This window comes from Actinobacillus equuli (assembly GCF_900636745.1).
GTDB classification, from domain to species: Bacteria; Pseudomonadota; Gammaproteobacteria; order Enterobacterales; family Pasteurellaceae; genus Actinobacillus; species Actinobacillus equuli.
In genome coordinates, this window is record NZ_LR134310.1 from 257,045 (window position 1) to 269,764 (window position 12,720).

The 12,720-nt window shown below is 38.6% G+C and carries 10 protein-coding genes and 1 riboswitch; of the genes, 6 read left to right on the forward strand and 4 right to left on the reverse strand.

Annotation, left to right across the window (positions count from 1 at the left end; genetic code table 11):
- Position 1: 1 nt before the first annotated feature.
- Positions 2–1,693: an ABC transporter substrate-binding protein gene (locus EL121_RS01190; protein WP_039197083.1), complete on the reverse strand. Its 1,692-nt coding sequence runs from the start codon at positions 1,691–1,693 to the stop codon at positions 2–4.
- 15 nt (positions 1,694–1,708) lie between these two features.
- Positions 1,709–2,857, reverse strand: coding sequence for a sigma 54-interacting transcriptional regulator (locus tag EL121_RS01195; RefSeq protein ID WP_039197084.1), 1,149 nt, complete (start codon positions 2,855–2,857; stop codon positions 1,709–1,711).
- A 222-nt stretch (positions 2,858–3,079) separates the two neighbouring features.
- On the opposite strand from EL121_RS01195, the gene lpcA reads away from it, so the two are divergent.
- Complete coding sequence (gene lpcA / locus EL121_RS01200; protein WP_039197085.1) at positions 3,080–3,664, forward strand: D-sedoheptulose 7-phosphate isomerase; 585 nt, start codon at positions 3,080–3,082, stop codon at positions 3,662–3,664.
- Positions 3,665–3,766: 102 nt separating this feature from the next.
- Here the strand turns inward: lpcA and EL121_RS01205 are convergent, their stop codons facing one another.
- Together EL121_RS01205 and EL121_RS01210 are read right to left on the reverse strand one after the other, a co-directional pair.
- The gene (locus EL121_RS01205; protein ID WP_039197087.1) at positions 3,767–4,741 is read right to left on the reverse strand and encodes a substrate-binding domain-containing protein; all 975 of its coding nucleotides are present in this window, start codon (positions 4,739–4,741) and stop codon (positions 3,767–3,769) included.
- A gap of 215 nt (positions 4,742–4,956) precedes the next feature.
- Positions 4,957–6,465: a Na+/H+ antiporter NhaC family protein gene (locus EL121_RS01210; RefSeq protein WP_039197088.1), complete on the reverse strand. Its 1,509-nt coding sequence runs from the start codon at positions 6,463–6,465 to the stop codon at positions 4,957–4,959.
- Between the two features lie 129 nt (positions 6,466–6,594).
- Positions 6,595–6,767: riboswitch (Lysine riboswitch) on the reverse strand.
- A 254-nt stretch (positions 6,768–7,021) separates the two neighbouring features.
- Here EL121_RS01210 and EL121_RS01215 point away from each other — a divergent pair.
- The 5 genes from EL121_RS01215 to EL121_RS01235 all read left to right on the forward strand — a co-directional run bounded on the left by EL121_RS01215 (position 7,022) and on the right by EL121_RS01235 (position 12,684).
- Complete coding sequence (locus tag EL121_RS01215) at positions 7,022–7,429, forward strand: H-NS family histone-like protein (protein ID WP_039197089.1); 408 nt, start codon at positions 7,022–7,024, stop codon at positions 7,427–7,429.
- A 492-nt stretch (positions 7,430–7,921) separates the two neighbouring features.
- Positions 7,922–9,514, forward strand: coding sequence for an L-lactate permease (locus tag EL121_RS01220; protein ID WP_039197090.1), 1,593 nt, complete (start codon positions 7,922–7,924; stop codon positions 9,512–9,514).
- A 179-nt stretch (positions 9,515–9,693) separates the two neighbouring features.
- Positions 9,694–10,419, forward strand: a complete 726-nt coding sequence (locus EL121_RS01225; RefSeq protein WP_039197091.1) for a (Fe-S)-binding protein — start codon at positions 9,694–9,696, stop codon at positions 10,417–10,419.
- A gap of 15 nt (positions 10,420–10,434) precedes the next feature.
- Positions 10,435–11,844 carry a LutB/LldF family L-lactate oxidation iron-sulfur protein gene (locus EL121_RS01230; RefSeq protein ID WP_039197093.1) on the forward strand — a complete coding sequence of 470 codons (1,410 nt, stop codon included), beginning with the start codon at positions 10,435–10,437 and terminating at the stop codon, positions 11,842–11,844.
- Positions 11,845–11,982: 138 nt separating this feature from the next.
- A complete protein-coding gene (locus EL121_RS01235) occupies positions 11,983–12,684 on the forward strand; it encodes a LutC/YkgG family protein (RefSeq protein ID WP_039197094.1) in 702 nt (233 codons plus the stop codon).
- The last annotated feature ends 36 nt before the right edge of the window (positions 12,685–12,720 follow it).

Below are 12,720 nucleotides of genomic sequence, written 5' to 3' on the forward strand. Positions count from 1 at the left end.
GCTATTTCTCTTCATGTTTTAATTTTAAATCTGCCAAACGAACCTGACCAAACGGTGTAACTTGTGCATTCTCAACACGAGAATTCACCAATAAAACACGGTTACCGTTTACTAACGGTAAGATCGGTAATTGCTGTTCCAGAATATTTTGTACTAAGCGATACAACAAATGACGTACATAAGGCTGCTCACTTCCCTTTGCCATTTCTAGCCAACGGTCAAATTCCGGATTACACCAATTTGCTAAGTTTGTCAGTTCATTTTGCGAACGACACGCCAAGATTGGCGTAAGAAAAGCATTCGGGTCAAGATTATTCGCTAACCAACCGGTTAAAATCATATCGTAGTCCGCCTTTCCTACTTCAGCAAATTGCGCAACATAGGCTCGACTAACCGGTTTTATCTCCACCTCAATGCCAATCTTGGCTAAATCCGCACGGATCAATTCCGCCATTTTTTGCGGATGTAAATTATAAACTCGGCTTTCGTCCAGCACCCAAAGCTGCAAGCGGTCAAATTTCTCGCTATTTTCACCCGCTATTTCAGGTTGTTGGTAAGAGTAACCATCATGATTTTTTGCTGGGAATAAAAGCGGCGGTAAAGTATTTTGTGCAACCTGAGCCGCGCCATAAAACAGCACATCGGCAATCCGCTCTCGATTAATCGCTCGTGCGATCTTACGGCGAAATTGCACATCCTGCATTCCAGGCTTCTGCGTATTAAATGCTAAAAAAGCTAAATTAGCCCCTGAAGTTTCAACAACTTCTTCTTTAGTCACAACAGAAAGTTGGCTAGGTTCGGGCAATGCCACTACATCACATTCACGATTAAGATATTTTGCAATTCGTCCTGCACTATTGGTCGAAACATCGATCACCATATTCGGTATATGCGCTTTTTTACCCCAATATTTGTTATGCGGTTTTAAGCGAACATATTCATTGGCGACATAATCGTTCAACTGATAGACTCCTGTCCCAACCGGCAATAAATCAAGTTGCGCTAAATTCTCGTCAGCATTTAATTGCAATGCGTATTCTTTAGACAAAATCACCGCATATTGACTGGCTAAATGGGCTAACACCGAATTGTCTGCTTCCACTAAATGAATCTTAACCGTGTAATCGTTCGGTGCAGTAATTTTTTTAATCTTATTTTTTAACGCAACGCTTTCAAAATAAGGGTAATGCGCTAAATTCGCTTTAAATTGATAGGCATAATGTTGATTTTGCTGGAAAGCTGCTCTTCCCCCTTCAGTAAAATCTAATGCGGGTAATTCTTCGACATAGCCAATAATACGGTTAAGAGAGAAAACCACATCTTCCGCATTAAAATTACGTGTCGGCGTAAACCATGACGTGGTATGAAACGCCACTTTACGGCGTAAATGTAATGTAATCACCTTCCCATCATCACTAACACTAAAACGCTCCACCAATGCCGGTTTGAGGGAATTCGATTTCGCATCAAATTCAAATAACTTGTCGTAAATTTGTTCGGTAACGACATTCATATTGGTACCGACATCCGCCTTTTGCGGATTAAAAGAAAACCCTAGTACACCGGTACAATAAACAAGGCTTTCATTACGCAGTTCTTTAGGAATTCTCGGTGCTGCAAAAGCGGTCGAATTTAATCCGAAAATTGCAAAAATCATCCCTAATTTTACCGCTTTACCGATAAAAGCTTTCATAATATTTACACCTTGTTACTTACTGATACCGTAGGCTCGCAATTTATTCGCCACCGCCGTATGCGAAATCCCCAAACGTTGTGCAAGCTTTCGCGTACTTGGATATTGCGCATAAAACTTGCGTAATAATGTTGCTTCAAAGCGGTTGACCAATTCTTCTAATGTTTCACCGTTATCCGCAATTTGAATATCATCCGATTTCGGCTGATGATGCGGTAAATTGAGATCTTTCACCGCTAAACGATAGCTATGCGCAAGAGTACAAGCTCGATAAATTGCGTTGTATAACTCACGTAAATTGCCCGGCCAATGGTAGTCTTTGAGCGCTTGTAAAAAATCGTTATCGTACTCTAATTTACTAATCCCTAATTGCTCACTGACTTGCGTAATAAAACGATCCGCCAAACGCGGAATATCCGCATGACGCTCACGTAACGGCGGTAAATCTAATGTCAGAACATTCAAACGATGATATAAGTCCTCTCGAACTTTCCCTTCCGCCACTAATAGCGAAAGTGCTTTTTGTGAAGTACAAATCACACGAACATCGACATGAACTTCTTTATCTTCACCTACACGGCGAAACGATCCGTCATTCAAGAAACGTAGCAATTTTGCTTGCATTTCGAGTGATAGCTCTGCAATCGAGTCTAATAACACCGTCCCGCCATTAGCATACTCAAAAAAGCCGATGTTTTCTTTGCCGTTTCCTCGATGACCGAACATTTCGGTTTCCGCTTCATCCGCCGGCAGTCCCGCACAATTGACCGCAATAAACTTATGCGCTCTGCGGCCACTCAGCTCATGACAAGCTTTGGCAAACACATCTTTACCGGTACCGGTTTCACCCTGAATCAATAAAGGCGCATCTAACAATGCGAATTTCTTCGCCTGAGCAATCACGGCTTTCATATTTTCACTTTCCGCAATCAAATGAGAAAAACCTGCCGTATTTTCGGTAAATTCAGCCTTAGTCACCCCTGCAAGCGGTCTAATTTCAGTCAAAATTTGCACCTGTTGTAAATCCGATAACAAATCAAACTTAGCTTGTATTCCCGATTCAGTGAATGTGATATTTTGAATCGATTGATTCTGTTTAGCCGAGAAATGCATCAAAGCTTCGGTAACCGTTAGTTTTTCTGTACATTCAATCAATAATTGCATAAGAAACTCACCTTGTATCCACTAGGATTAACAAATAATTACGCATAATCATACTCTGAAAAAGCTTTTTTGGAAACTTTTGTTTACAAATCGTTTCAGAAAAATTCAGTTCATTTTTATTTACTTTATATCAACAATCCCCTACACTTTTATGAACTTCACTCCATGGCAAACGCCAAAAATGAGTGATTTAGTTTACAAATTTTTAATAAGGGACCTTTTATGTACTTAGAACAAATTAAAGCAGAGCTACAAGAAGCGGCTGACGTACTCGATAAATTTATGAATGATGAAAATAATATTAAGCTCATTCAAGAAGCTGCACTTTTAATCTCAAATAGCTTTAAGCAAGGTGGTAAAGTGTTGTCTTGCGGTAATGGCGGTTCACACTGTGATGCAATGCATTTTGCAGAAGAGCTAACCGGTCGCTACCGTGAAAATCGCCCGGGTTATCCGGCTATCGCAATTTCGGATGTAAGTCACTTAAGCTGTGTAAGTAACGATTTCGGTTATGAATATGTATTTTCTCGTTATTTAGAAGCGGTAGGCCAAAAAGGCGATGTATTATTTGGCTTATCAACTTCCGGCAATTCTAAAAACGTGCTTAATGCGATCAAAGTCGCGAAAGAAAAAGGTATGAAAGTGATTGCGATGACGGGCAAAGACGGTGGTCAAATGGCTGGTTTAGCGGATGTAGAAATTCGTGTACCACACTTCCGTTATGCGGACCGCACTCAAGAAATCCATATTAAAGTTATTCATATTTTAATGATGTTAATTGAATTCGAAATGGCAAAAGAAGCTTAATTTCAATACTTAAAAAGGCGTTCAAATGAACGCCTTTTATCTTGTGACAAGCGGTTAAATTTCGCTATCTTTTTGCAAACAACTAAACCCTCATGTCTGCCCTTAATTAAGATCAGCTTTCTCAATCATTTTATAAGGTACTCTTAACACACGATCTTTTAGCTGCCATGCTGTTCCTTCATCTGCTTTTTTCCCTTTCGCTAAATTCTCACTAAAAGCAAGAATCGCTTTGCTCTGACTCACCCAGTCATTTTGAATTGTACCGGCTAACGCTCCCATTTTAATTAAATTTAATGCGGCAGGGATTCCGTCAACACCATAGATAGGTACAAGTTTTCCCTGTGTTGCGGCGGCTTCCAATGCACCGATAGCCATTGCATCATTATTCGCAACAATTACCTCAATTTTTTCTTTATGCGGTGTCGCAAACCATGCACTCACTTTTTCTTTTGCCATACCGGTTTGCCATTGTGCCGACTCTAACGCTAGCATTTGCGAACCGGGAATGAGTTGCTCTAATTGTTGCGATACCACTCTGGTTCGTAATTCTGCATCGGGATGTCCATTTTCCCCTTTTAACACCGCATATTGGATTTTACCGTCTTTATTCAAATCATATTGAGGGTTGGCTTTCCATTGTTTGGCTATCATTTCCGCTTGTAATTTTGCTATTTCACTCGGATCTGAACCGATATAATAAACATTATCATAGCTATCTAACGCCTGACGTCCCGGATCTTTATTGAATAAAATAATCGGTACGTTACGATCTATTGCCTTCCCAATAACCGTACGCCAAGCATTCTGATCCACTAAATTTACCGCTAATACTTTAACTTTCTGTTCAAGCAATGTTTCAACTTGGTTGTTTTGCACAAATTGTGAATTTTGCGCATCGTTCATTAATATGGAAAGCTGATGTTTATTCGCATTTTTTTCTAACTCGCCGCGCATCAAATGAATAAAATTATCGTCATAGCGATAAAGCGTTACACCGATTTTATCTTGAGCCATACCTGTATTTGCCACACTGATGCCTAAACTTGCAATTAAAGAATAAACCATTACATTTTTCATAATATGCTCCCCGTATTTTAAATTTACAGCATTTTATGCTGCTTAAAACTTGATTTGATACTACACCGATTAGTATAGAAATAATGTGAGCTAGTTCACAAAACATGCAATTTAATCGTTTGCGTTGTACAAAAACGCCAGAAAATAGCAACAAAAAAGCGGTGTAATTTGCAAAAAATTTTGTAAATTACACCGCTTGATTTTGATTATTTAAATTATTTTACTGACTTTCTCGACAATAAAATTAATACGAACATCATTGCACCTGTTGCCGTAAAACCAAATAATGCCGATTCAGTGAAACCAACCACTAAGTAACCAACAATAGCTGCCACCGCAACTAATAATGCATAAGGTAACTGCGAGGTAACATGGTCAATATGATTACATTGCGCACCGGTTGAAGATAAGATTGTCGTATCCGAAATTGGCGAACAGTGATCACCACAAACCGCACCAGCCATCACCGCTGACATACATGGAATTAATAAGCCGGTATCCACATTGATTGCCATACCTGCCGCAATCGGTAACATAATACCGAATGTTCCCCAGCTGGTTCCTGTCGCGAATGCCATTACAGTGGCTAATACAAATAAAATCGCCGGTAAAAATGCCGGATCAATATTACCCGCTACTAATGTAGAAAGGTAATCACCGGTGTGCATGTCTTTTACAACGCTACTAATCAACCATGCAAGCATTAAAATTGCAATCGCACCGAACATTGATTTACAACCGCTCCAAATCGCTTTTGGATAATCTGCAGCATTAATCAAACCTAATGTACATAACATTACCGCTAGAACACCTGCAAAGCCACCGATCACTAACGAAAGATTTACATTCGTGTTTTCAAATGCACCCAATAAACTAAACGTTTCTAATGCTTGTGCACCGGTATAAATCATTGATGAAACGGTTGTCACCAGCAATACCAAAATCGGAATAATTAATGCATAGACTCTACCGTTAGTTTCAGTCGTTTCATCTTGCGCATGATGTTCCGAAGCTTGAGCTGAACGCTCAAAACGTGCCATTGAGCCTATATCAAATGAACTATAGGAAACAAAAAAGACTAATAATAATGCAAAAATCGCATAAAAGTTCATAGCGCTCATTGAGATAAACGCACTCATTGCCGTATATTCAGTGATATTGTAAGTAACTAATAAGCCTCCAATAGTCGCAATAATAGATGCCCCCCAGCTTGATACCGGCATTAATACACACATTGGCGCGGCGGTAGAATCTAAAATATAAGCAAGTTTCGCGCGAGACACTTTAAATTTATCCGTTACAGGACGAGCGATTGCACCAACCGCTAAACTATGGAAATAATCATCAATAAAAGTAACGAATACTAAACAAGCCGTCAGTAATTTTGCGCCACGTCTATCTTTAATATGTTTTCTCGCCCAATTTGCGAAAGCTTGATTACTGCCCGAATAAGTGAGTAATGAAGTAAATATACCTAATAAAAGTAAGAAAATAATAATTTGTAATTTACCTAATGACCATTCACCATCCGAATAAACTAAACCGACTGCAATATTCTTTAAATAAAAGAAACCATCAATAAATTCCGGTGCGAGCATAAATGCGCCGACTAAAATCCCCACCCCTAAAGAAAATAAAACTTTACGAGTAGCGATAGCTAAAATTAGCGCAAGTGCTGCAGGTGCAATTGACCATATAGAACTTGAATAATCAACTAAATTCATAAAACCTCTAAAAATATAACTTTGTAATGAAATTGCAAGTCAAACAAAGAAGAGGATCTACTGAAACGAGTTATGCGAATTGCATAATATAAAAGGTGGGCAATATGAATAAGAAAAATATGAACCAACCCTAACAGTAGCACTCCGTAACAATTGATGTTACGACAGTGTCGTCCCTTTCGGTAACGACCCCAACCAATTAAGATGACGCTTAACTGATTTCGGCAAATACGCCTTTCCTTCTTCCTCATCGTTTTCCACTCAGAAAAAATACTTATCGGATTTGCACCTCTACAATTTGTAGGACTCTGTAAGATTACCTTAATATCGAATGCTTGCCAATAGCTAAATTCAACTATTTAAGCAGGATTAATAGTTAAATCATTCAAATAGAGGTCTTATCTCAAGCAATTAGATTATATTCAATAAATTATTTGTTTACCTTAAAAATATATTCCGCTAATATATGTGCAATTCTGGAGTATTTCTTCTTTCTAGAATTCATACAATAACTAAATTATTATATTTTAAATATGGTCTTTATTTGGAGATGAAAATGTCTGATATCTTAAAAACGTTATCAAATATTCGCAGCTTACGTGTAATCGCAAGAGAAACTTCATTAGAACAATTAGAATCTTTATTAGAAAAAGTTTCTATTGTTGTTGAAGAAAAACGTCAAGCAGTACGCGCGCAAGAACTCGAACAAGCTAAATTTATGGAAGGTCTTAACAAGTATAAAGAATTACTTGAAAAAGACGGTATTTCTGCTGAAGAATTGGCTGTTTTACTCGGTAGTGTGTCTGAGCGTAAAAAACGTGAACCACGTCCACCTCGCCCTGCGAAATATAAATTTATTGATGAAAACGGTAATGAAAAAACTTGGACGGGTCAAGGTCGTACACCGAGTCCAATCCAAAAAGCATTAAATGCAGGCAAATCATTAGAAGATTTTGCTATTTAATCAACATCTCATTATAAGGGGGCGATTTAGCCCCCTATTTTTTACCTCAAACTAAGTATTTATTTAAATAAAACTTTCGTTTTGAAATATAACTCGAAATATTCAAAAGATATTATTATTTCATTTATTAAGTTAAATATTATTTTATTTAATAAATTAAATATATATTTCACTTATTAAATTCCTCTCTTATATTATTTATAGCTTATCCAATAATATTTACTAAATTTAAGCATTATAAATACCCTGTCTTCCTATACATACCTTCTACCACTTACTAGTGCTAACCATTTAGGGTTAATTTTAAATTTATGTTAAAATCTGCATTTTTTTGTTGTTTTATTTTTAAGCAATTAAACAATAAAAGTGTGATCATGCTCATAATTTGAAACAAACACACTATTCTTTTACAAAAACTCACATACAATGCTCATACCCCAAAAGTTAACATTTTTTTAACTTATAACATCATTATCGCTTTGCGAGGTTTTTATGGCTCTCTTCCTTAGTATATTTCCAATTGTTTTACTCATTTACTTAATGGTAAAACGTAACGCATTACCATCCTATGTCGCTCTTCCTTGGGTTGCCGTAGTGGTTTTAATTATTCACCTTTTATTCTTTGCCACGGATATTACTGTTATCAGTGCAAATATCGCTTCAGCGATAATGTCGGTATTAACCCCAATTACCGTTATTTTTGGTGCGATTCTATTTAACCGTTTCTCTGAAGCATCAGGTGTGACTAACACATTACGTAAATGGCTAGGTACGATTAACCCTAATCCGGTTGCACAGCTTATGATTATCGGTTGGGCATTTGCATTTATGATCGAAGGTGCGAGTGGTTTCGGTACGCCGGCAGCAATTGCAGCCCCAATTCTCGTAGGTTTAGGCTTTAATCCGATTAAAGTAGCTATTCTGGCATTAGTAATGAACTCTGTCCCGGTATCATTCGGGGCGGTAGGTACGCCAACTTGGTTCGGTTTCGGTTCATTAAATTTAGCCGAAGCACAAATTCTTGAAATCGGTTCAATGACAGCGCTTATCCATGCCTTTGCAGCATTAGTGATTCCAGTAATTGCACTAAGCTTTATCGTAAGCTGGAAAGAAATTCGTCAAAATATCGTATTCATTTACTTAAGCGTATTTGCTTGTGTAATTCCTTATTTCTTCCTTGCACAAGTAAACTATGAGTTCCCATCATTAGTCGGTGGTGCAATCGGTATGTTTATTTCAATTTTCCTTGCCAATAAAGGCGTAGGCTTAGCAAAAGTTGAAAATACTTTAGAAGGTTCTGTACCACTAAAAGAAGTGGCAAAAGCTCTACTTCCAACCGGCTTATTAATTGGTTTCTTAATCGTAACTCGTATCCAACAGTTACCGTTTAAAGCAATGATGAACGACACTACAACTTGGATCAGCACTCAATTAGGTTCATTAGGTCAATTTGAAATCAGTGAAGGTTTAATCTTTAGCTTAAAAAATATCTTTGGTACGACCGTAAGTGCAAATTATAAATTACTTTATGTACCTGCATTAATTCCGTTCGTCATTACCGTATTAATTTGTATTCCGTTATTTGCTTTAAGCGGTGCTAAAGTGAAAGAAGTATTTTCAGGTAGCTTCAAACAAACGAAAAACCCGTTTATCGCATTAGTCGGTGCGTTAATCATGGTGAACTTAATGTTAGTCGGTAACGACGGCTCAATGGTAAAAATCATCGGTAAGAGCTTTGCTGCGGCAACCGGTGAATATTGGACAATCTTCGCTTCATACTTAGGTGCGGTAGGTGCGTTCTTCTCCGGTTCTAACACGGTTTCTAACTTAACCTTCGGTAGCGTACAGTTATCAACCGCAGAAATTACCGGTTTATCCACCTCATTAGTACTTGCATTACAATCCGTAGGCGGTGCAATGGGTAACATGGTATGTATTAACAATATCGTTGCGGTAAACTCTGTATTGAATATCCAAAACCAAGAAGGTGCGATTATTAAGAAAACTGTAGTACCAATGTTTATCTACGGTGTTATCGCTGCCGTTGTTGCATTAACAGTTATTCCTCTCTTCTTTAACGTTTAACATTAAAGTAGTAGAGCAAAAAGATAGCAAGGCGTGCTACACTACGCCTTGTTTAAGCGGTTAAATTTAACCTCTTTTTTACAAATTATTAATCAAAAGGAAGTCCAACGACTTCCTTTTGTCATTTATAGCTTTCTAAATACGATTATTTCTTATTTTTATTTAAGTGGGAGTTCTTTATGAACGTAAATTTCTATGTCACCTGTATTGCAGATATCGTCAAAGCAGGTGTGGCAAAAAACAGTGTATTATTACTTGAAAAACTTGGCTGTAATGTCATTTTCTTAGAAAAACAAGGCTGCTGCGGACAACCGGCAATTAACAGCGGTTATGCAAAAGAAGCGATTAGCGGTATGAAAACACTGGTAGAAACCTTTGAAGTCAATGACTACCCTATCGTTGCACCAGCCGGTTCTTGTGTTTATGCCATTAAGAATTATCCTGAATACTTCAATCGCTTCGGCGAAGCTGAATGGGCGAAACGCGCGGAAAAAGTCGCCGCACGTTTTTACGACTTGACTGATTTTATCGTGAACGTTTTAAAAGTAGAAAACGTTGGCGCTCGCCTTACCGGTAAAGCGGTTTACCACCCTTCTTGCAGCTTAACTCGCAAACTCGGTGTTGTGAATGAACCTCTCACGCTTCTACAAAATGTTAAAGGTTTAGAACTTTTACCTATCCATAACCAACAAACTTGCTGCGGTTTCGGTGGCACATTCTCAGTAAAAATGGCTGAAATCTCAGGCGAAATGGTTACTGAAAAAGTTGTAAATATTACCGAAGTAGAACCTGAATATTTAGTTGGCGCAGACGTTAGCTGTTTAATGAATATTGCCGGTCGTTTAAGCCGTGAAGGTAAAAACGTAAAAGTTATGCATATTGCAGAAGTCTTAATGCAAGAATAAAAAGGGGAATTGCCAATGTCACATTTACAAACAAGTACACTCCCGTTTAAACAACGTGTTGAACAACAAGTACATAATGAAGTAATGCGTAAAGCGGTCGTGAAAGCACAAGAAACGATCGGTGCAAACCGCCAAAAAATGGTGGATGAGTTAGGTCATTGGGAAGAATGGCGTGATCTATCAAAACAATTCCGTAATCACGTACTTGCGAACCTAGATGCTTATTTATATCAATTAAGTGAGAAAGTAACGCAAAACGGCGGTAAAGTATTCTTCGCAGAAACAGCGGAAGAAGCAAGTGAGTATATCCGTAAAGTTGCGCTTGAGAAAAAAGCGAAGACTATCGTTAAATCAAAATCAATGGTAACCGAAGAAATCGGCTTAAACCACGTGTTAGAAGCGGAAGGCATGAAAGTGGTTGAAACCGACTTAGGTGAATATTTATTACAAATCGTAGGTGACAAACCTTCGCATATCGTGGTACCGGCGATCCACAAAGATCGTCACCGTATCCGTAAAGAATTACATGAAGTATTAGGTTACGAAGGTACCGAGCAACCAGAAGAAATGAATGCTTTCGTACGTAAAACGTTACGTAAAGACTTCTTAGAAGCAGATATCGGTATATCAGGTTGTAACTTTGCCGTACCGGAAACCGGCTCTGTGTGTTTAGTCACCAATGAAGGTAACTTACGTTTAGCGACAACCTTACCAAAAACGCATATTGCAGTAATGGGGATGGAGCGTTTAGCACCGACATTCAAAGAAGTAGACGTGCTGATGACGATGCTTTGCCGTAGTGCAGTAGGTGCAAAACTGACCGCATATAACACGTGGCTAACCGGTCCTCGTCTTGAAGGCGAAACGGATGGACCGGAAGATTTCCACCTTGTTATCGTAGATAACGGTCGTTCAAAAATCTTAGAAAGCGAATTCCAAGAAGTTTTACGCTGTATCCGTTGTGGTGCGTGTTTAAATACTTGTCCGGCTTACCGTCAAATCGGTGGTCACGGCTACGGTTCTATCTATCCGGGCCCAATCGGTGCAGTAATTTCACCATTATTAGGCGGATATGACGAATTCAAAGAGTTACCATACGCTTGTTCATTATGTACTGCGTGTAATAGTGTTTGTCCGGTGAAAATTCCTTTAGCACAATTAATTCTCAAACACCGTGAAAAAATTGCCGATGCAGGCTTAACACCACTTACTGAGCGCCTTTCAATTAAAGGTTTCACTTTTGCCAACTCCAATCCGGGTATTTGGAACATGGGTGTGAAAGTAGGTGCTAAAGTTGCTGCTAAATTTATTCGAAACGGTAAAGCACCGATTAATGTTGGCGCCTTAGCGGAATGGACCAAAGCACGTGATTTACCAAGTGCTGAAGGCGAAAGCTTCCGTGAATGGTTTGCAAATCGTAAATAATTTAACTTAAACCACTTAATAGAGAGAGCAACTAGGTATACAAGCGGTCATTTTTAGCCAAAAATTTGTAAAAAATATGGGAAATTCAACCGCTTGTTCTACCGGTAATAGCTAACGTGGTCAACACAGGACAAAGCAATGGACTTACAAAATCGTGAAAACTTTTTAAATAAATTGGCGCAACGTATGGGCAGAGAACGTAAACTCGTGCCGGATCAAATGGACGCACCGGTTAACGATCACCCAACCACACGTTTAACCCATCTTTCTCAGCAAGCACTTTGTGATGAATTCATGAATTTCGCTAAAGTGTTATTAGTGGATGTGGTTGAAACGAAAGAAGCGGACGTAGCACAAGCAGTATTAGACGTTTGTGAAAAATACGGAGGCGGAAGTATCGTATTAAATAATGATACACGCTTAGAAGCGTTAGGTGTTACTGAAGCAGTGAAAGCGAAATTTGATAGCTATGTATGGGATTTCACTAACCGTGAAGCCAATATTTCTCATGCAGAAAAAGCGAATATCGGTATCGTACACGGTGAATACGGTTTAGCGGAATCCGGTGGCATCGTGTTATTTGCCAGCAAAGATAATGGCCGTTCAACCAGCCTTTTACCTACAACTTCTATCGTGGTGGTACGTAAAAGTGCCGTGTTACCACGTGTAGCACAACTTGCACAGCTTCTACACCAAAAAGCGCAAGCCGGTGAACGTATGCCTTCTTGTGTAAATATTATTTCGGGTCCAAGTGCAACCGCTGATATTGAGTTAATTAAAGTGGTCGGCGTACACGGTCCGGTATCAAAAATCTATGTGGTCATTGATGACTTAGCATAAATAACAAGCGGTCTATTTCTGCAATTTTTTTGCAAA

Excerpts from the sequence above, each read along its gene's own strand:
- EL121_RS01225 (WP_039197091.1), top strand. The coding sequence starts at position 9,694 with ATGAACGTAAATTTCTATGTCACCTGTATTGCAGATATCGTCAAAGCA.
- lpcA (WP_039197085.1), top strand. The coding sequence starts at position 3,080 with ATGTACTTAGAACAAATTAAAGCAGAGCTACAAGAAGCGGCTGACGTA.
- EL121_RS01215 (WP_039197089.1), top strand. The coding sequence starts at position 7,022 with ATGTCTGATATCTTAAAAACGTTATCAAATATTCGCAGCTTACGTGTA.
- EL121_RS01190 (WP_039197083.1), bottom strand. The coding sequence starts at position 1,693 with ATGAAAGCTTTTATCGGTAAAGCGGTAAAATTAGGGATGATTTTTGCA.
- EL121_RS01210 (WP_039197088.1), bottom strand. The coding sequence starts at position 6,465 with ATGAATTTAGTTGATTATTCAAGTTCTATATGGTCAATTGCACCTGCA.
- EL121_RS01205 (WP_039197087.1), bottom strand. The coding sequence starts at position 4,741 with ATGAAAAATGTAATGGTTTATTCTTTAATTGCAAGTTTAGGCATCAGT.
- EL121_RS01235 (WP_039197094.1), top strand. The coding sequence starts at position 11,983 with ATGGACTTACAAAATCGTGAAAACTTTTTAAATAAATTGGCGCAACGT.
- EL121_RS01230 (WP_039197093.1), top strand. The coding sequence starts at position 10,435 with ATGTCACATTTACAAACAAGTACACTCCCGTTTAAACAACGTGTTGAA.
- EL121_RS01220 (WP_039197090.1), top strand. The coding sequence starts at position 7,922 with ATGGCTCTCTTCCTTAGTATATTTCCAATTGTTTTACTCATTTACTTA.
- EL121_RS01195 (WP_039197084.1), bottom strand. The coding sequence starts at position 2,857 with ATGCAATTATTGATTGAATGTACAGAAAAACTAACGGTTACCGAAGCT.